Here is a 17699-nt window from a genome sequence, read left to right as displayed (position 1 = left end):
AATTTTAAGCAACGTTGCACAAATGCACTGTCAAGAATTGTCATTCACGAACGCGGAATTATTTCGTGATAAACAACCAGTCGTTTGAACGATTCAGCGATTTTTTATAAATACTCAGACGAAAACTTTTGATAGCGCGGTATTACCCGCCATTGCGAATTTCGTTGGCAGCGGCTAATCTCCGTGCTAACCACTTTTAGAAAAAGAGGGGAGCCCAAATGTCACAATACGCAGATCTGAAGGCGCAGATTGCACGCCTTGAAGCGGAAGCGGCAGAAGCGCGCCGCAGTGAAGTCGGCAATGTGATTGCCGAAATCCGCCAGAAAATCGCCGAATACGGACTTAGCGCACACGATCTCGGTTTCGCCGAGGCGGCGCGCCGCGGACGCCCGCCGAAGAAGGCGCCGCTGCCGGCGAAGTATCAGGATCCGAAGTCGGGCAACACGTGGAGCGGCCGGGGAAAGCCGCCTAAGTGGATTGCCGGCAAGAACCGCGAACGCTTTCTGATCGGGCAGGCGTAATTAGGACTGGCGGCGAAAGCCCCTTGAAGGTGTTCTGGCAGAATTCGCCACTTTTCAGATTCGGCTAATGCGCGGTACGCACTGAAGCACGGGGATAGCTTCATTCAGTAAAACGCATTGGCTGGCCATTGAAGAAAGCGCTTCCATTGCCGTAGCTTCTTGAACGATGGAAAAGAAAAAGCCGCCCGGGGAGGCGGCTTTTTACTGCGAGCGATCCGAAAACCGGACCTGAACGCTCGCGCAAACGACTTACATGAACAAATTACGCGTCAATTCAGTGCATCGGCAGAGTTGACCGTCATCAGCCCACTGCTGCCACGCGGCGAAGCATCGGACGGCGCGTCGCCTCGAGCAGCGCGGTGTAGCTGTCCACATAGTTCTGCGCCATGATCTTCGAGCTGAAGCGGCGTTCGAACTGCGCGCGGATCTCCGTGCGCGACAGTTCGTCGATACGTTGCAGCGCCGCCACGGCACCCTGCACATCCTCGCAGATGAAACCCGTCACGCCGTGGTCGATCACTTCCGGCACCGAACCGCGGTTGAACGCGATGACGGGCGTGCCGCATGCCATCGATTCGATCATCACGAGGCCGAACGGCTCCGACCAGTCGATCGGGAACAGCAGAGCCTTCGCACCCGACAGGAATTCCGGCTTCTGCGCTTCGTTGATCTCGCCGATGAATTCGACGTGCGCCTGCGACAGCAGCGGCTCGATTTCCGTCTTGAAGTATTCCTGATCGACCTTGTCCACCTTGGCGGCGATCTTCAGCGGCAGACCGCTCTGCGCAGCGATCTTGATGGCTGTATCGACGCGCTTTTCCGGACAGATACGGCCGAGAAACGCGAGATATTCCGGCTTCTTGCCCGTTTGCGGCGTCAGCAACTGGTCCGGCAGGCCGTGGTAAATCGTGTTCAGCCAGTTGGCCTGTTGCAGCGGCAGGCGCTGCGAATCCGAAATCGAGATCACGGGGGCATCGTCGAACGTGTCGAACACCGGTTGCAGCTCTGGCAGATCGAGGCGCCCGTGCAGCGTCGTCACGTACGGCGTATCCAGCGTCGAGAACAGCGGGAACGGCAGATAGTCGAGGTGAAAGTGCAGCACGTCGAATTCGTGCGCGATCTTGCGCACCCGCTCGAGCAGCAGCATGTGCGGAGCGAGCGCGTCGCGGATCGTCGGATCCAGACGCAGCGCGCGCGGCCACGCGGCTTCGAGTTTCGCGGACGTCACCGAATCGCCGCTCGCGAAGAGCGTCACATCGTGACCCAGATCGACCAGCGCCTCGGTCAGATACGACACGACGCGTTCTGTGCCGCCATAGAGTTTCGGTGGGACAGCTTCGTACAACGGTGCGATTTGTGCGATTCGCATGCGTGATCTCCTTGTGCAAAGGGGCTTCGCGCGGCGCTGCCTGGCGTGTGGCAAAAAGCGGAAGCCTGTCGGACGGTTGGGCGCGGTGTGCCGCCGCCCGTGGCAGGAAGCCCAATGGGGTTATCCCTAGGTGTCATTATCGGGATCGCCAGCGCCAATTCGAGCTATTTTTCAAACACTTAATGTTGTTACAGCGCGAAACATGATGCGTAACAAGTGCCCTGATGCTGCCGGAAAGCCCGAGGCGATCGGTATCCGGGCAATATCCGCCTTACTTTGGGCCAAAGGACGCAGCATCTTGCGAGGCCATTTCGTCGGACAAAATTGTGCGCTGCCGAACATATCGATGCGAATTTCGCTTTGTTCCAGCTCGAATATGGGCGCATAATCCGCTTCCCAAACCTTTCACGCGAGTTCTCGCGTGTAACCGGTCGGCGCTTTCAGCGCATCAACGGCCGCCCAAATTCCCTGTCGCGAAAATTTGTAGGAAAAACTCCTACAGAAATCCTGGATTTTTCCGTCAATCAGTTGGGGTGAATGTCCGATTTTCGTCGGCTGCCCCTTTCGGGAAAATGCACGCTAACCATAAGCGTGCCGTTCGTGGTTTTTTTTAACGCGATCGAGCAAACGTTTTACGACGGCCTGACCAGCCGTTTTACGACGGCCTGACCAGCCAGATTCAAATCGGGGGAATTCAATGAGCACCCAAAGTGACATGCTCAATGAAATTAGAGAAGTGAACTTGTCCTATTTGCTACTCGCGCAGCGCCTGCTGCGTGAAGACAAGCCAATGGGCATGTTCCGCATGGGCATTTCGGAGCAGCTTGCCGACGTGCTCGCCAACCTGTCGCTCGCGCAGACAGTCAAGCTGGCCGCATCGAACCAGGTGCTGTGCCGCTTCCGTTTCGACGATCACCAGATCCTCTCGTCACTGGCCGACAAGGGCAAATCGACAGCCGTCGCGCAGGCGCACTCCGCCATCCTGATGGCGGGCCAACCCGTCGAGCAGATCGGCTGATACCTGCCGAAGGCCGACGACGGGCGCTCCGGCGCCCGGAGCAAGCCACCCTACGCGCGCCGGCGACGGCGCTTTTACCGTTTCTCGTCCACGCGGCGGGAACGGCAACGGACGCGGGAAGCGAGGCGGATGGCACAAAAAAGCGTGGTGCTCGAAGTCAGGGAAATCACCCTGGCGATTGAACTGATCGAACTCGGCGCGCGTCTGCAGTTGCTCGAAGCGGAGACGACGCTGTCGCGCGACCGGCTGATCAAGCTGTACAAGGAAGTCAAAGGCGTGTCGCCGCCCAAGGGCATGCTGCCGTTTTCGACCGACTGGTTCATGACGTGGCAGCCGAACATTCACTCGTCGCTGTTCTACAACGTCTACCGGTTCATGTCGGGGCTGGGCCGCTGCGAGACGATCCAGTCGATCGTCAAGTCGTACCGCCTGTACCTCGAACACGTGGGAATGCACCATGACGAGCCGGCGCTGAGCCTGACGCGCGCATGGACGCTGGTGCGCTTCTTCGACTCCGGCATGTTGCAGATGACGGCATGCACCCGCTGCCGCGGACATTTCGTCGCACACGCGCACGATCCGCAGCACAACTTCGTATGCGGATTGTGTGCGCCGCCGTCGCGCGCAGGTAAGACCCGGAAAGCCGCCGACGCCCGCTGCGACGAGGCACAGGCGGCCCTCTGCGCACCGCTCGACGATGCGCTGGAAGCCTTGTCCGACGGCGTTGTCACGCCCGTCTGAGCGCCTGCCCGAAGGCCCGCCGCGCGGGCTTCGCCGCCTGCGTGGACCCACTCTGGTTAACACCGCCCTCATCGGGCTCTCATTCCGCCAAAGTTTTCCGACTGCTTGCCGTAAACCTGAATAACGACGGTCTCCCGTCGCATTTCGTGAGGGCTCGGCAGTGCTGATTTTCGTGGGAACACTCGTTACGCTGTTGTCCGTCTTCGGCGGCTATGCGCTGGAGGGCGGCCACCTGGGCGCGCTCATGCAGCCCGTCGAAGTGCTGATGATCGCTGGTGCGGGCGTCGGCGCATTCATTCTCGGCAACGGGATGAAGACGATCAAGGCTACGCTGCGCGTGATTCCGACGCTGTTCAAAGGCGCCAAGTACAACAAGGACGTGTACATGGAGCTGATGGCGCTTCTGTACGTTCTGCTGGCGAAGGCGCGCAAGGAGGGCACGCTCACGCTCGAAGCGGATATCGACGATCCGCAGAAGAGCCCGATCTTCACGCAATACCCGAAGATTCTCGCGGACCATCACATCGTCGAATTCCTGACGGACTATCTGCGCCTGATGGTCGGCGGCAACATGAATGCGTTCGAGATCGAAAGCCTGATGGACGAAGAGATCGAGACGCATCACGCCGAAGGCGAAGCGCCCGCGCACGCGCTGATGAAGGTCGGCGACGCGATGCCCGCATTCGGTATCGTCGCGGCGGTGATGGGCGTGGTGCACACGATGGCCTCCGCCGACAAGCCGCCCGCCGTGCTCGGCGAAATGATCGCGCAGGCGCTGGTCGGCACCTTCCTTGGCATTCTGCTTTCGTACGGTCTGATCGGACCGCTCGCGAGCGTCGCGGAACAGCGCGTCACGGAATCGACCAAGATGTTCCAGTGCATCAAGGTGACGATTCTCGCGAGCCTGAACGGCTACGCGCCCGCCATCGCCGTCGAATTCGGCCGCAAGGTGCTGTTCTCGACCGAACGTCCGTCGTTCGCCGAGCTGGAAGAGCACGTGCGCCGCGTGAAGGCCAAATAAGGGACGCGGGCGATGAGCAAGGACAAAGACCGCGCAATCGTTGTCAAGCGCGCCGCGCCGAAGAAAGGCGGTCACCACGGTGGCGCCTGGAAGCTCGCGTATGCGGACTTCATGACGGCGATGATGGCGTTCTTCCTGCTGATGTGGCTGCTCAGCTCGGCCTCGACCGTTCAGTTGAAGGGCATCGCCGACTACTTCAACCAGCCGCTGAAGATCACGCTGTGGGGCGGCGACCGGAGCGCCGTCGATTCGAGCCAGATTCCGGGCGGCGGCCGCGATATTTCAACCGACAAGGACGGCATCACGCGCCAGACGGACGGCTCGACGAACCGCGCCGAGCACACGGCCGCGCGGGCCGACGACCAGGCGCTGCAGCAGTTGAAGGGCGCCGTCGAACGGCGCGAGCAGGTGCGCCTGCACGACCTGCAGGTCAAGCTGATGGCCGCGATCGAGGCGAACCCGGTGCTGCGCCAGTTCAAGCAGCAGATCCGCATCGACTCGACGCTGCAGGGTCTGCGCATCGAGATCGTCGATACGCAGAAGCGCCCGATGTTCGCGACCGCGCAGGCGATCGTGCAGCCGTACATGCACGACATCCTGCAGGCGATCGGCAACACGCTGAACGACGTGCCGAATCGCATCGTCGTGCAGGGTCACACGGATGCCGTGCCGTACGCAGGCGGCGAAAAGGGCTACAGCAACTGGGAGCTGTCGGCCGACCGCGCGAACGCGTCGCGCCGAGAGCTGATCGCGGGCGGCATGGACGAAGCGAAGGTGCTGCGCGTGCTGGGTCTCGCGTCGACGCAGAACCTGAACAAGGCCGATCCGCTCGATCCGGAAAACCGGCGTATCAGCATCATCGTGCTGAACAAGCGCTCGGAAGACGCGTTGATGCAGGACGACAGCAGTTCGACCACGTTGTCGAACGACGCAGCGGGCGCCACCAAGCCGCTGCTGCAGAAGATTACCCAGCCGGTTTCGCCATCCGTCGCGCAACCTCGATCGCCGTCGGCCAAAGCGCCGCACGCGATGGAGACGGGCAAGACGGGTACGGTCGAAGCGGCAGCGGCCGCGCAGGATGCGGCTGACAAGAGCGCGGCGCCTGCCACGGCGACGCAATGACAGACAGCGGGTGGCGGGAGCGCGCAAGGAGGCGCAACCGCTATCCATCGTGAGCGCAGTGAGGATTGAATGATCAGGCACATTCTGGCAATCGACGATTCGGCAGCGATGCGGCAAATCCTTGCCGCGACGCTGACGGGTGCCGGCTATCAGGTGACGCTCGCGGCCGACGGCAACGAAGGGCTCGAAAACGCGCTCGCGATGCCGTTCGACCTCGTGCTGACGGACCAGCATATGCCGGGCCGTTCCGGCCTCGATCTGATAGCCGCACTGCGCGGCAACCCTTCGTATCGCGACACGCCGATCCTGGTTCTCACGACCGAATCCGGCGAGCCGTTCAAGGCGGCGGCGCGCGACGCAGGCGCAACGGGGTGGATCGAAAAACCGCTCGACCCCGACATGCTGACCGAACTGGTCGCGGCGCTCGCCTGAGCGCACCGGACAGGCAACAGCAACCGATATATGGAAGTGGCATAGCAGCCAGGACTCTCGCGGTGACACACGCATGACACTCGACATCACTCAGTTCTACCAGACGTTCTTCGACGAAGCGGACGAGCTGCTCGCACAGATGGAGCAGCTGCTCCTGAACCTGGACGTCGGCCATCCGGATCCCGAGGATCTCGCGGCGATCTTTCGCGCGGCGCACTCGATCAAGGGCGGCGCGGCGACGTTCGGCTTCACGGCGCTGACCGAGACGACGCACATTCTCGAGTCGCTTCTCGACCGCGCGCGCAACAACGAAATCGTGCTGCGCAAGGACATGATCGACACGTTCCTCGAAACCAAGGACGTGCTCTCCGGCCAGCTGGCCGACTATCGCGCGAGCGCCGAGCCGGACGCCGCCGTCGCGGCTGCGATCTGCGCGAAGCTCGAACGGCTGCACGCGGAAAGCCGCGGCGAAGCGCCGGCTGCCGCGGCCGCACCGGCGGCAGCGCCGGCGCCTGCCGAGGCAGCGGTCGTGGCCGAAGGGCACGCGCCGGAGCATGTCGTCGAACAGGCAGTAGAAGCCGCAGGCGAATGGGCAGACAACGAACCGGCAGAGACCGGCGCTGCTTCGTCCGATGCGGCTGCAGGACCCCATCTGAAAATTACGCTACGGGGCGTGGGGGAAAAGGACCAGGAACTGCTCACGGAAGAACTGGGCAACCTGGGCCGAATCGTCGGACAGGTGAAGGCGGGCGGCGACATCACGCTGTGGCTGGAATCCGATGTGTCGTCCGACGACATCACGGCCGTGTGCTGTTTCGTGATCGACGAAAGTCAGATCGTGATCGGCCGCGGCGCAGCGCCGGCAAGCGGCGCGGAGCAGGGTGCGCCTGGAGCATCCGAATCCGCACAGTCCGAGCCGGCGTCAGCAGCACAAGCGGGGGGCATGGCGAGCGGCGGCGCGGGGGCGCCGGCCGCTGTCGTGCAGCCGGCCGCTGCTGCACAGCCTGCGGTTCAACCCGCGGCACAAGCGGCGCCTGCTCCGGCCGAGCCCGCAATCGTTGCACCGGCTGCCGCAGCAGAGCCGGCAGCAGCATCCGCACCGAAAGCAGCGCCTGCATCCGCCGAAGGCGATCGCAAGGCGCGTCCGGCAGCCGCAGCCAACGCCGCGGAAGGCAGCTCGATTCGCGTGGGCGTCGAAAAGGTCGACCAGCTGATCAACCTGGTCGGCGAACTCGTGATCACACAGGCGATGCTGGCCGAGACCACCAGCACGTTCGACCCGGCGCTGCACGACCGGCTTTTCAACGGCATGGCGCAACTGGAGCGCAACGCACGCGATCTTCAGGAAGCGGTCATGTCGATCCGCATGATGCCGATGGATTACGTCTTCAGCCGCTTCCCGCGTCTCGTGCGCGATCTGGCGGCGAAGCTCGGCAAGCAGGTTGAACTCGTCACCTTCGGTCAGGCGACCGAACTCGACAAGAGCCTGATCGAACGCATCATCGATCCGCTGACTCACCTCGTGCGTAACAGCCTCGACCACGGTATCGAAACGGTCGAAGCGCGCAAGGCGGCGGGCAAGGATTCGACGGGCCAACTGGTGCTGTCGGCGGCGCATCACGGCGGCAACATCGTGATCGAAGTCAGCGACGACGGCGCGGGTCTGCGCCGCGACAAGATTCTCGCGAAGGCCGCGAAGCAGGGCATGACCGTCAGCGACACGATGACGGACGACGAAGTCTGGAACCTGATTTTCCTGCCGGGCTTCTCGACGGCCGAGCAGGTGACGGACGTCTCGGGCCGAGGCGTGGGCATGGACGTGGTGAAGCGGAACATCCAGTCGATGGGCGGTCACGTCGAAATCACGTCGCAGGCGGGCAAGGGCAGCACGACCCGCATCATTCTGCCGCTCACGCTGGCGATTCTCGACGGCATGTCGGTGAAGGTCGGCAGCGAGATTTTCATCCTGCCGCTGAACTTCGTGATGGAGTCGCTGCAGCCGCAGGCCGACGACATCTACACCGTCGCGGCCGGCGAACGCGTCGTGCGCGTGCGCGGCGAATATCTGCCGCTGGTCGCGCTGCACGAAGTGTTCTCGGTCGACGGCGCGCGCACCGAACCGACGCAGGGCATCGTCACCATCATGCAGACGGAAGGACGGCGCTTCGCGATGCTGATCGACGAACTCGTCGGCCAGCAGCAGGTGGTGGTGAAGAACCTCGAAACGAACTACCGCAAGGTACACGGCATTTCCGCCGCGACCATTCTCGGCGACGGCAGCGTCGCGCTGATCGTGGACGTGGCGGCGCTGAACCGCGAAACGCGGGCGTCGCACGGTGCGGCGCTCTCGCTCGCCTGAAACTGAAATTCAACTCATCCCAACCGTTTTGGGGGCAAACGTGGCAGAAGTCCAATCCATCAATTCGAACGGCGTAGCCGGTTCGATCGGCCGCCGCGACGCGCAAGCCGACGCGAGCGGTCAGGAATTCCTGATCTTCACGCTCGGCGCCGAAGAGTACGGCATCGACATCCTGAAGGTGCAGGAAATCCGCGGTTACGACAGCGTGACGCGCATCGCGAACGCGCCGGAGTTCATCAAGGGCGTGATCAATCTGCGCGGCATCATCGTGCCGATCGTCGACATGCGCATCAAGTTTCACCTCGGGCGGGTCGAGTACGACCATCAGACGGTGGTGATCATCCTGAACGTGGCGGGCCGCGTGGTCGGTATGGTCGTGGACGGCGTGTCGGACGTGCTGACGCTCGCCGTCGACCAGATCATGCCCGCGCCGGAATTCGGCGCGACGCTGACGGCGGAATATCTGACGGGCCTCGGCACCGTCGATGGCCGCATGCTGATCCTGATGGACATCGAGAAGCTGATGACCAGCCGGGAAATGGCATTGACGGAAACGCTCGGCAAGTAACGCGGGACGCAGGAACGCCACAGGGTCCAGACAGGTAATCAGGGAGTAGAACAATGCTGAGCAGATGGTCGATCCGGACGACGTTGACGGTCGTGGGGATCATTCTGGTTGCGCTGACGGTGATCGTCGGGGCGCTCGGGCTCACCGCGCTGAGCCGCTCGGGCGACGCGCTGGACAGCATGGCGCATGGCGACATGGTCGCGATCCGCACGCTGAACGACTCGTCTTCGTACCTGCTGCGCTCGCGCGTCTCGCTCGACCGCGTCAACGCACTGACGGCGGCGGGCGAGATCGAGCAGTCGAAGCAGGTGCTCGACCGCGCGGCCGAACTGCTCGGCAAATCGAACGAAAACTGGCAGGCGTTCCTGAACACCCCGAAGAACGGCATCGATCAGTCGCTGATCGACGCCGTGGTCGCGAAGCGCGCGACGCTGATCAACGACGGCGTGAACCCCGAGTTCACGGCGCTGCGCGCAAGCGATCTGTCCGGCTATCACGCGATCGCCGACACGAAGATCAGCCCGATGTTCGTCAGCTACGACAACGCGGCGTCGCCCGTCGTCAAGGCGTTGCAGGCGCACGCGGACCAGCAGCTGGAGAGCACGAACACGCAGATGTCGGTGCTGCGCGCGGCGATCATCGCCGTCATCGCAGTCGCTTTGGTGCTCGTCGTGGCGATCCGCTTCGCGCTGCGCGGCATGATCGTGCAGCCGCTGGACGACGCGGTTGCGTGTTTCGAGCAGATCGCGAAGGGCGACCTGACGCAGCAGGTGAACGCGACGGGCAGCAACGAAATGGGCCGCCTGTTCAAGGCCGTCAAGGCGATGCAGGACAGCCTGCAGACGATGATCAAGTCCGTGCACACGAGCGTCGAGTCGATCGACACGGGTGCGCGCGAAATCGCGATGGGCAACACGGACCTGTCGCAGCGTACCGAACAGCAGGCCGCGTCGCTGCAGGAAACGGCGTCGAGCATGGAGCAGCTGACGGGCACCGTGAAGCAGAACGCCGACAACGCGCGCCAGGCGAGCCAGCTTGCCGTGAACGCGTCGGACATCGCGACACGCGGCGGCGAAGTGGTCAGCCAGGTGGTGAGCACGATGCAGGACATCGCGACCAGCTCGAACAAGGTCGTCGACATCATCAGCGTGATCGAAGGCATCGCGTTCCAGACCAACATCCTCGCGCTGAACGCGGCCGTCGAAGCGGCGCGTGCGGGCGAGCAGGGCCGCGGCTTCGCGGTCGTCGCAGGCGAAGTGCGCAGCCTCGCGCAACGCAGCGCGAGCGCGGCGAAGGAAATCAAGGAACTGATCGGCGACTCCGCCGACAAGGTCCAGAGCGGCTCGACGCTCGTCGGCCGTGCAGGCACGACGATGGACGAGATCGTGCAGGCCGTGCGCCGCGTGACGGACATCATGGGCGAGATCAGCGCGGCATCGGAAGAACAGTCGGGCGGCATCGAGCAGGTCAACCGCGCCGTCGTGCAGATGGACGAAGTGACGCAGCAGAACGCTGCGCTCGTCGAACAGGCTGCTGCGGCTGCCGCGTCGCTCGAAGAGCAGACGCGCTCGCTGCAGACGGTGATCGGGCAATGGCGCGTAGCAGGTGCGCAAGGCGGCGCGAAGGCGTTGCCGTCGGCGAACACGGCGAAGAGCCGCGTGAAGGCAGCCGTCGCGCATGCGGCGAAGCCGGCGCCTGCGCAACCTGTCGTCGCGAAGACGGAAGCGGCAGCGCACGCACGCGTCGAACCGGCAGCGAAGAAGGCGCCCGTGGCGGCTGCCGAACCCGCGCCGCGCAAGACAGCGGTAGCGGCTGCGGCGGCGTCGTCGGACGCAGACTGGGAAACGTTCTGACGAACGGTGGATGGGGATGGACATGCGAACTCCCGGCACCTCGTCCCGCGACGGACGTCTTCGCGCGCCGCGTCGTGAACGCGCAGGCGCAGCGGGCGTTGGGTTCGCTCCGGCAACGGAACACAGCAGGACACTGCACGCGGCAGGCTCGATCGCGCCGCGCGCAGCATGGTTGAACGCAGGTAGTGAAGCAGGCCGCAGCGCATGCAACATCGCAGGCGGTATCGAAAGCAACAGCGGCATTGGCGGGATCGACGGGCGGTGCGGCGCTCCTTATGGAACACGGAAGACATCATGATGGCAACGCGCGCGCAATCACGCCCTGAGCGGGCAGAGCCGGCAAGGACCGGCGAGCAGGCACGCGACTTCGAGTTCACGTCGGCGGATTTCGCCCGCATTCGTGAACTGATTCATCGCAGCGCAGGCATTTCGCTGTCCGATCACAAGCGGGACATGGCGTACAGCCGGCTCGCGCGCCGTTTGCGCGCGCGCGGACTCGACTCGTTCCGCCAGTATCTCGACATGCTCGAAGCGGACAACGACCCCGCCGAGTGGGAAGCCTTCACCAACGCGCTCACCACGAACCTCACCGCATTCTTTCGCGAAGCGCATCACTTTCCGATCCTCGCGGGTTTCGTCAAGCAGCGGCCGGCGCCTGTGTCGGTCTGGTGCTCGGCGGCATCGACGGGCGAGGAGCCGTATTCGATCGCGATGACGCTGATCGAAGCGCTCGGCGATCACGCCGCGCGCCAGGCGACAGTGCTCGCGACGGACATCGACACGCAGGTGCTCGCGAAAGGCGAGGCGGGCATGTACCAGTTCGATCAGGTCAAGCATCTGTCGCCGGAGCGGCTCAAGCGCTTCTTTCTGAAGGGCACGGGCGCGCACGCGGGCATGGTGAAGGTGCGCCCGGAAGTGCGCGCGATGATCCGCTTCGAACAGCTGAATCTGACCGATCGCGACTACCGGCTGAACACGCAGTTCGACGCGATCTTCTGCCGCAACGTGATGATCTACTTCGACAAGCCGACCCAGGCGCAGGTGCTGTCGCGCTTCGAGCCGCTGGTGAAGTCCGGCGGCCTGCTGTTCGCCGGGCATTCGGAGAACTTCACTTACGTCACGCAGGGCTTCCGTCTGCGCGGTCAGACCGTCTATGAACTGACGCGCGACACGGGCGCCGGCCGTACGGCCCAGCGTGCGTCGAACCACGGTGCGACGAGCGGGGTGCCAGCATGAGCGGCCTGCCGATCGCGACCAACCTGTATTTCGACAACCACTTCAAGCGCCCTGGCGTGAAGCTGCTGCCGAACGAGTTCTACACGACGCACGACGACATGGTGCTCGTCACGGTGCTCGGCTCGTGCGTGGCGGCCTGCATCCAGGATCGCACGGCGGGCATCGGCGGCATGAATCACTTCATGCTGCCGGACGACGGCGCCGATGTCGCGCACGCGGCATCCGATTCGATGCGCTACGGCGCCTACGCGATGGAAGTGCTGATCAACGAACTGATCAAGGCGGGCGGCCGCCGCGAGCGTTTCGAGGCGAAGGTGTTCGGCGGCGCGGCTGTGCTGGCGGGCATGACGACGATGAATATCGGCGATCGCAACTCGGCGTTCGTGCGCCGCTACCTCGCGCTGGAAAAGATTCGCATCGTCGCCGAAGACCTGGAAGGCAAGCACCCGCGCAAGGTCGCGTTCATGCCGCGCACGGGTCAGGTGATGGTGAAGAAACTGCGTCTGCAGCAGGAAGAGGGCGTCGCCGAGCGCGAACAGGCGCTCGCGCGCCAAACGGCCGAAGAGCGCGCCGAACGGCTCGCCAAAGCCCGCGCGCGCGTCGAGCTGTTCTCGTCGCCCGCCGCCGCGAAACCGCGCATCGAACTGTTCGGTGCGGGCGGAGCGGCGGGTGCCGGTGCGGCGTCGGGCACGGGCGCGGCGCGCCCGGCCGGCACGAAGCCTCGTATCGAACTATTTGGCGCGACCGCGCGCCCGATTCAACCAAATAACGCCAGGACTGTAGAGGAGGCGTGAGCGCTGTGCAAAAGATCAAAGTATTGTGCGTCGACGATTCGGCGTTGATTCGTAGCTTGATGACGGAAATCATCAACAGTCAGCCTGACATGACGGTCGTCGCCACCGCGCCGGACCCGCTCGTCGCGCGTGACCTCATCAAGCAGCACAACCCGGACGTGCTGACGCTCGACGTCGAAATGCCGCGCATGGACGGCCTCGACTTCCTCGAGAAGCTGATGCGTCTGCGTCCGATGCCCGTCGTGATGGTGTCGTCGCTGACCGAGCGCGGCTCCGAAATCACGCTGCGCGCGCTCGAACTGGGCGCCGTCGATTTCGTCACGAAGCCGAAGGTCGGCATTCGCGACGGCATGCTCGACTACTCGGAAAAGCTCGCCGACAAGATTCGCGCCGCAGCCCGCGCACGCGTGCGCCAGGCCGCGCCCGTGCAGCATGCGCCGGCGTCGTCCGCGCACGCGGGTGCGCCTGCCCACGCTGCGCCCGCGCCGCTCTTCAACAACCCGCTCGTGTCGACGGAAAAGCTGATCATCGTCGGCGCGTCGACGGGCGGCACGGAAGCGATCCGCGAAGTGCTGGTGCCGCTGCCGCCCGATGCGCCCGCTGTGCTCATCGCGCAACATATGCCGCCCGGATTTACAAAATCTTTCGCAACACGCCTTAATGGTTTGTGTCGGATTACCGTTAAAGAAGCTGAGCACGGCGAACGCGTGTTGCCGGGTCATGCGTATATCGCGCCCGGTCATGCACACCTCTTGCTCGCCCGTAGCGGTGCCAACTATATTGCGCATCTGTCAGACGACCCGCCCGTCAACCGGCATCGTCCGTCTGTCGATGTGTTGTTCCGCTCGGCGGCGCAGCATGCGGGGAAGAACGCCGTCGGCGTGATTCTCACGGGCATGGGACGCGACGGCGCAGCGGGTTTGCTGGACATGAGGAAAGCAGGCGCGTACACGCTCGCGCAGGACGAAGCGAGCTGTATCGTGTTCGGCATGCCGCGCGAGGCGATCGCGATGGGGGCAGCGGACGAAATCGCGTCGCTGTCGGAGATGAGCCGGCGCGTGATGACACGTCTGGCGACAATGGGTGATCGCGTTCAGCGCGTATGATGCGGGCCTCGGCGCAAATCTGAGATAAGCCGAAGACCACCGCACATCTGGATTGGGGAAAAAGGAACAGGAAATGGATAAGGGAATGAAGATTCTGGTTGTGGACGATTTTCCGACGATGCGCCGGATCGTCCGCAACCTGTTGAAGGAACTGGGCTACTCGAACGTCGACGAGGCGGAAGACGGCGCAGCCGGTCTTGCGCGTCTGCGTGGCGGCAACTACGAGTTCGTGATTTCGGACTGGAACATGCCGAACCTCGACGGCCTCGCGATGCTGAAGGAAATCCGCGCGGACGCGTCGCTCACGCATCTGCCCGTGCTGATGGTGACGGCGGAATCGAAGAAGGAAAACATCATTGCGGCGGCTCAGGCCGGCGCAAGCGGCTACGTCGTGAAGCCGTTCACGGCCGCGACGCTCGACGAGAAGCTCAACAAGATTCTCGAGAAGATGGCAAAAACGGGGAGCTGATGTGAACCCACCGATCAACGAGCAAGGCGCACGGGAAGACGGCACCGACCTCGCGACCGACCGCATCCTCGCCCGCATCGGACAGCTGACGCGCACGCTGCGCGACTCGATGCGCGAGCTGGGCATCGACAAGCATGTCGAGCGCGCGGCGGAAGCGGTGCCGGATGCCCGCGACCGTCTGAAGTACATCGCGACGATGACCGAGCAGGCCGCCGAGCGCGTGCTGTCGGCGATCGAGGTCGCGAAGCCGATGCAGGAGCAGTTGCAGAAGGACGCGGCCGAGCTGGACGCGCGCTGGGAGCAGTGGTATTCGGCACCCATCGAGCGCGAGGAAGTGCGCGCGCTGATGAGCGACACGCGCACCTTCCTGCGCGGCGTGCCGGAAGTCACGACGGCGACCAATTCGCAGATGCTCGAGATCATGATGGCGCAGGACTTTCAGGATCTGACGGGCCAGGTCATCAAGAAGATCACGGACGTCGTGTATCTGATCGAGCAGCAGCTCCTCGGCGTGCTGATCGACAACATCGCGGCTGAGCGGCGCGAACAGTTCGCCGCGACGGCACAGCAGCTCGTCGCGGAAGCCCAGCACGAGCCGCTGTCGCCGACGGGCAGCCCGCAGAGCCTGTTGAACGGCCCGCAGATCAATCCGGAAGGCAAGACGGATGTGGTCCAGGATCAGGGGCAGGTCGACGATCTGCTCGCGAGCCTCGGCTTCTGAGACGGCGCATCGCGTTGTCCCCCGAGGCGGCGCGGGCCTGCCGCCCCGCCGCCCGCAGCGCGCGCTGTCCATGCGCGCGTCCTCTTCCCCTTTGACGCTTCGCGCGTCATCCCGCCCGGACACCTGACTCGCCGATGCAAGCTGCATCGGCGGGTGCTCCATCGCACAATTAGTAACGGATCACGGCCGTCATCCGCTGGCATACTACGGCCAGGGAGGACGGTTCGCGGGCCGCAACGGCGCTGCATCGCATGCGCGGGCGTCGCGCGCCGGGCCGTTTGCTCCTGAACCAACAAGCCGGGCCCGCGAATTGCGGGTACCGTTCGCTGTCGATTGGGGGAGGTGCATAACCATGTCGATCCGCTCGAGCCGTGCTGTCGTTGCTTCAGCGCTCGGATTCTGCTGTTCTCTGTCTGTCCTGTTCGTTCCGCTGTCCGCCAGCGCCGCGCTAGGCGGCAACCCGATGACGCCGCCCGCCGGGGCGAGCGCCACCACGCGTTCCGTGTCCGGCCCGACGTCGAATGGCGTCGCCACGATGCGCAGCGCATCGTCGGCGAGTTCCGGCGCCACGGCGTCCTCCAGTTCGTCTGCCACGTCGGCGTCGTACACCGTGCGCGAGACGACGCTCGGCAACGGCACAGTGATCCGCGAGTACGTCTCGTCGGCGGGCAGCGTGTTCGGTCTCGCTTGGAGCGGGCCGCAGCTACCCGACCTGTCCGACCTGCTCGGCAGCTATTTCCCGCAGTACGTCGCGGGCGTGACGAACGCGCGCCAGTTGCGCGGCGGCGGCCACGGTCCCGGCATCGTGCAGGACAGCGGGCTCGTCGTGCATTCGGGCGGCCATATGGGCGCATTCTCCGGCCAGGCCTATCTGCCGCAGGCGCTGCCTTCGGGCGTGAGCGCCACCGACATCAAGTGACGACGGGAGACCCATTATGCAATTTGCGTTCAAGCTCGGAGCAGGTGTCCGTGTCGTGAAGGCCGTGTTCGCCGTGTCCGTGATCGCGATGACGGCGTTCGTCGCGGGCTGCGGCGGCGGAGGCGGGGATTCGTCGTCTTCATCGTCGAACAACAGCAACACCGGGCCCAATCAGCAGCCGATCGCCGCGAACGCGGCCAACACGGTGGCCGTGACCGTCGGTCGTGGCGTGAAGGGCATCATCAACATACCGACCGTCAGCGTGACGGTTTGCGTGCCGAACACATCGAATTGCACGACCATCGACAACGTATTGCTCGATACCGGCTCGTACGGCCTGCGCATCGTCAATAGCAGTGCGGTGGCGGCGCTGGGACTTTCCGTCCAGCAGGCGACGGCGGGCGGTCAGCTCGCCGAATGCACGCACTTCGCTGACGGCTTCACATGGGGGACGACCCGTCTCGCGACCGTGAAGATCAGTGGCGAAACGGCGACCAACATCCCGATCCAGGTGATCGGCGATCTGGCCGACTCGACCGTTCCTTCGAGCGGCTGCGTCAACGGCTCGAACGAAAGCACGGCCGATGCACTCGGCGCGAACGGCATTCTCGGGCTCGGCGTGGCGCCCGTGGATTGCGGCTCGGCGTGCTCGGTGCAGGCGAACGTCGCGCAGTTCAGCAATTACTACGCATGCCCGAACGGCACGAACTGCACGCGGACGCTGGCAGAAACGTCCAAACAGGTGGCCAACCCGATCCCGAACTTCGCGACCGACAACAACGGCGTGATCGTGCAGATGGCCCCCATTTCGGCGAACGGCGCGGCGTCGGCGACAGGAACGGTCGTGTTCGGCATCGGCACGCAGTCGAACAACGCCAATGCGGCGGGCACGACCTACACCACCGACGCGTCCGGCGATTTCCCCGCTCGTGGCCAGTCGAACACGGTGTTTCTCGATTCCGGCTCGAACGGCTACTTCTTCCAGAACAGCACGATTCCGTTGTGCGGCGGCAATCTGTCGGACTTCTATTGCCCCACTTCGACGGTGCAGCGTACGGTGAATCTGCTGGGCGCGAACGGTGCGAAGGGCACGGCGACGATCAACATCGCGAACGCGCAGACGCTGCTCAGCAACGCGAGCAACTATGCATTCAACGACCTCGGCGGGCAGGTCAGCTCGCTGACGGGGACGGATCTCGGCTTGCCGTTCTTCTACGGCCGGTACGTCTACTACGGGATGGACAAGAGCGCGACAGGCGGCTCGGGGCCGTTCGTCGCGTTCTGAGCGAGCAAGGCGGCCCGCCGTATAGCGGGCCGCCGTCTTACCATGCGTGGTCCGCCTGCCGCTCGGGCCGCGCCGTTGCCTCGCCCATCGCTTGAAATACCCCCGTTTCCCCGCCCTTATCCGTCAATCGCCGCTCGACGTCTGCAGGAATAATCGCTCTCACTG

17 protein-coding genes are annotated in these 17699 nt (G+C 64.0%); 16 read left to right on the top strand and 1 reads right to left on the bottom strand.

Annotated features, from left to right (window positions below):
- Window positions 1-218 precede the first annotated feature (218 nt).
- Window positions 219-521: an H-NS histone family protein gene (locus tag G3N95_RS07665; RefSeq protein WP_205969406.1), complete on the top strand. Its 303-nt coding sequence runs from the start codon at window positions 219-221 to the stop codon at window positions 519-521.
- A 301-nt stretch (window positions 522-822) separates the two neighbouring features.
- On the opposite strand, the gene G3N95_RS07660 is transcribed toward G3N95_RS07665, so the two are convergent.
- Entirely contained in the window at window positions 823-1890 is a 1068-nt protein-coding gene (locus tag G3N95_RS07660; protein WP_205969405.1) for a glycosyltransferase family 4 protein, read from the bottom strand.
- 697 nt (window positions 1891-2587) lie between these two features.
- Here G3N95_RS07660 and flhD point away from each other — a divergent pair.
- The 15 genes from flhD to G3N95_RS07585 all read left to right on the top strand — a co-directional run bounded on the left by flhD (window position 2588) and on the right by G3N95_RS07585 (window position 17534).
- Window positions 2588-2908 (top strand): flagellar transcriptional regulator FlhD, encoded by a 321-nt coding sequence (flhD, locus tag G3N95_RS07655; RefSeq protein ID WP_205969404.1) that lies wholly within the window; start codon window positions 2588-2590, stop codon window positions 2906-2908.
- Between the two features lie 129 nt (window positions 2909-3037).
- On the top strand, window positions 3038-3649 hold the full coding sequence (gene flhC, locus G3N95_RS07650) for a flagellar transcriptional regulator FlhC (protein ID WP_205969403.1): 612 nt from the start codon (window positions 3038-3040) through the stop codon (window positions 3647-3649).
- A 160-nt stretch (window positions 3650-3809) separates the two neighbouring features.
- Window positions 3810-4670, top strand: coding sequence for a flagellar motor stator protein MotA (motA, locus tag G3N95_RS07645; RefSeq protein WP_012402326.1), 861 nt, complete (start codon window positions 3810-3812; stop codon window positions 4668-4670).
- 12 nt (window positions 4671-4682) lie between these two features.
- Window positions 4683-5792 (top strand): flagellar motor protein MotB, encoded by a 1110-nt coding sequence (gene motB / locus G3N95_RS07640; protein ID WP_205969402.1) that lies wholly within the window; start codon window positions 4683-4685, stop codon window positions 5790-5792.
- Window positions 5793-5861: 69 nt separating this feature from the next.
- Window positions 5862-6224, top strand: a complete 363-nt coding sequence (locus G3N95_RS07635) for a response regulator (protein ID WP_205969401.1) — start codon at window positions 5862-5864, stop codon at window positions 6222-6224.
- A gap of 73 nt (window positions 6225-6297) precedes the next feature.
- Entirely contained in the window at window positions 6298-8583 is a 2286-nt protein-coding gene (cheA, locus tag G3N95_RS07630) for a chemotaxis protein CheA (RefSeq protein ID WP_205969400.1), read from the top strand.
- Between the two features lie 40 nt (window positions 8584-8623).
- Entirely contained in the window at window positions 8624-9151 is a 528-nt protein-coding gene (locus G3N95_RS07625; protein ID WP_205969399.1) for a chemotaxis protein CheW, read from the top strand.
- Between the two features lie 53 nt (window positions 9152-9204).
- A complete protein-coding gene (locus G3N95_RS07620) occupies window positions 9205-11004 on the top strand; it encodes a methyl-accepting chemotaxis protein (RefSeq protein ID WP_205969398.1) in 1800 nt (599 codons plus the stop codon).
- 294 nt (window positions 11005-11298) lie between these two features.
- Window positions 11299-12240, top strand: coding sequence for a CheR family methyltransferase (locus G3N95_RS07615; protein ID WP_205969397.1), 942 nt, complete (start codon window positions 11299-11301; stop codon window positions 12238-12240).
- The gene (gene cheD / locus G3N95_RS07610) at window positions 12237-13034 is read left to right on the top strand and encodes a chemoreceptor glutamine deamidase CheD (RefSeq protein WP_205969396.1); all 798 of its coding nucleotides are present in this window, start codon (window positions 12237-12239) and stop codon (window positions 13032-13034) included. Before G3N95_RS07615 ends, cheD begins: the two co-directional genes overlap by 4 nt.
- 5 nt (window positions 13035-13039) lie before the next feature.
- Window positions 13040-14140: a chemotaxis response regulator protein-glutamate methylesterase gene (locus tag G3N95_RS07605; RefSeq protein WP_205969395.1), complete on the top strand. Its 1101-nt coding sequence runs from the start codon at window positions 13040-13042 to the stop codon at window positions 14138-14140.
- Between the two features lie 73 nt (window positions 14141-14213).
- Complete coding sequence (cheY, locus tag G3N95_RS07600) at window positions 14214-14609, top strand: chemotaxis response regulator CheY (RefSeq protein ID WP_205969394.1); 396 nt, start codon at window positions 14214-14216, stop codon at window positions 14607-14609.
- A 1-nt stretch (window position 14610) separates the two neighbouring features.
- Window positions 14611-15330: a protein phosphatase CheZ gene (gene cheZ / locus G3N95_RS07595; RefSeq protein WP_205969393.1), complete on the top strand. Its 720-nt coding sequence runs from the start codon at window positions 14611-14613 to the stop codon at window positions 15328-15330.
- Between the two features lie 352 nt (window positions 15331-15682).
- Complete coding sequence (locus G3N95_RS07590) at window positions 15683-16249, top strand: DUF2844 domain-containing protein (protein WP_205969392.1); 567 nt, start codon at window positions 15683-15685, stop codon at window positions 16247-16249.
- A 16-nt stretch (window positions 16250-16265) separates the two neighbouring features.
- Window positions 16266-17534, top strand: a complete 1269-nt coding sequence (locus tag G3N95_RS07585; RefSeq protein WP_205969391.1) for a DUF3443 domain-containing protein — start codon at window positions 16266-16268, stop codon at window positions 17532-17534.
- The last annotated feature ends 165 nt before the right edge of the window (window positions 17535-17699 follow it).

It is taken from the genome of Paraburkholderia sp. Tr-20389 (genome assembly GCF_017104565.1).
Classification (GTDB): domain Bacteria; phylum Pseudomonadota; class Gammaproteobacteria; order Burkholderiales; family Burkholderiaceae; genus Paraburkholderia.
Note: the sequence above shows the minus strand (reverse complement) of the source record. Positions and strands in the feature narration are given on the sequence as shown.

What these genes read in the sequence shown, in the direction of transcription:
- G3N95_RS07620 (WP_205969398.1), top strand. Translation starts at nt 9,205, where the DNA reads ATGCTGAGCAGATGGTCGATCCGGACGACGTTGACGGTCGTGGGGATC.
- G3N95_RS07590 (WP_205969392.1), top strand. Translation starts at nt 15,683, where the DNA reads ATGTCGATCCGCTCGAGCCGTGCTGTCGTTGCTTCAGCGCTCGGATTC.
- G3N95_RS07665 (WP_205969406.1), top strand. Translation starts at nt 219, where the DNA reads ATGTCACAATACGCAGATCTGAAGGCGCAGATTGCACGCCTTGAAGCG.
- flhD (WP_205969404.1), top strand. Translation starts at nt 2,588, where the DNA reads ATGAGCACCCAAAGTGACATGCTCAATGAAATTAGAGAAGTGAACTTG.
- cheD (WP_205969396.1), top strand. Translation starts at nt 12,237, where the DNA reads ATGAGCGGCCTGCCGATCGCGACCAACCTGTATTTCGACAACCACTTC.
- flhC (WP_205969403.1), top strand. Translation starts at nt 3,038, where the DNA reads ATGGCACAAAAAAGCGTGGTGCTCGAAGTCAGGGAAATCACCCTGGCG.
- motB (WP_205969402.1), top strand. Translation starts at nt 4,683, where the DNA reads ATGAGCAAGGACAAAGACCGCGCAATCGTTGTCAAGCGCGCCGCGCCG.
- G3N95_RS07615 (WP_205969397.1), top strand. Translation starts at nt 11,299, where the DNA reads ATGATGGCAACGCGCGCGCAATCACGCCCTGAGCGGGCAGAGCCGGCA.
- G3N95_RS07635 (WP_205969401.1), top strand. Translation starts at nt 5,862, where the DNA reads ATGATCAGGCACATTCTGGCAATCGACGATTCGGCAGCGATGCGGCAA.
- G3N95_RS07660 (WP_205969405.1), bottom strand. Translation starts at nt 1,890, where the DNA reads ATGCGAATCGCACAAATCGCACCGTTGTACGAAGCTGTCCCACCGAAA.
- G3N95_RS07585 (WP_205969391.1), top strand. Translation starts at nt 16,266, where the DNA reads ATGCAATTTGCGTTCAAGCTCGGAGCAGGTGTCCGTGTCGTGAAGGCC.
- cheA (WP_205969400.1), top strand. Translation starts at nt 6,298, where the DNA reads ATGACACTCGACATCACTCAGTTCTACCAGACGTTCTTCGACGAAGCG.
- cheY (WP_205969394.1), top strand. Translation starts at nt 14,214, where the DNA reads ATGGATAAGGGAATGAAGATTCTGGTTGTGGACGATTTTCCGACGATG.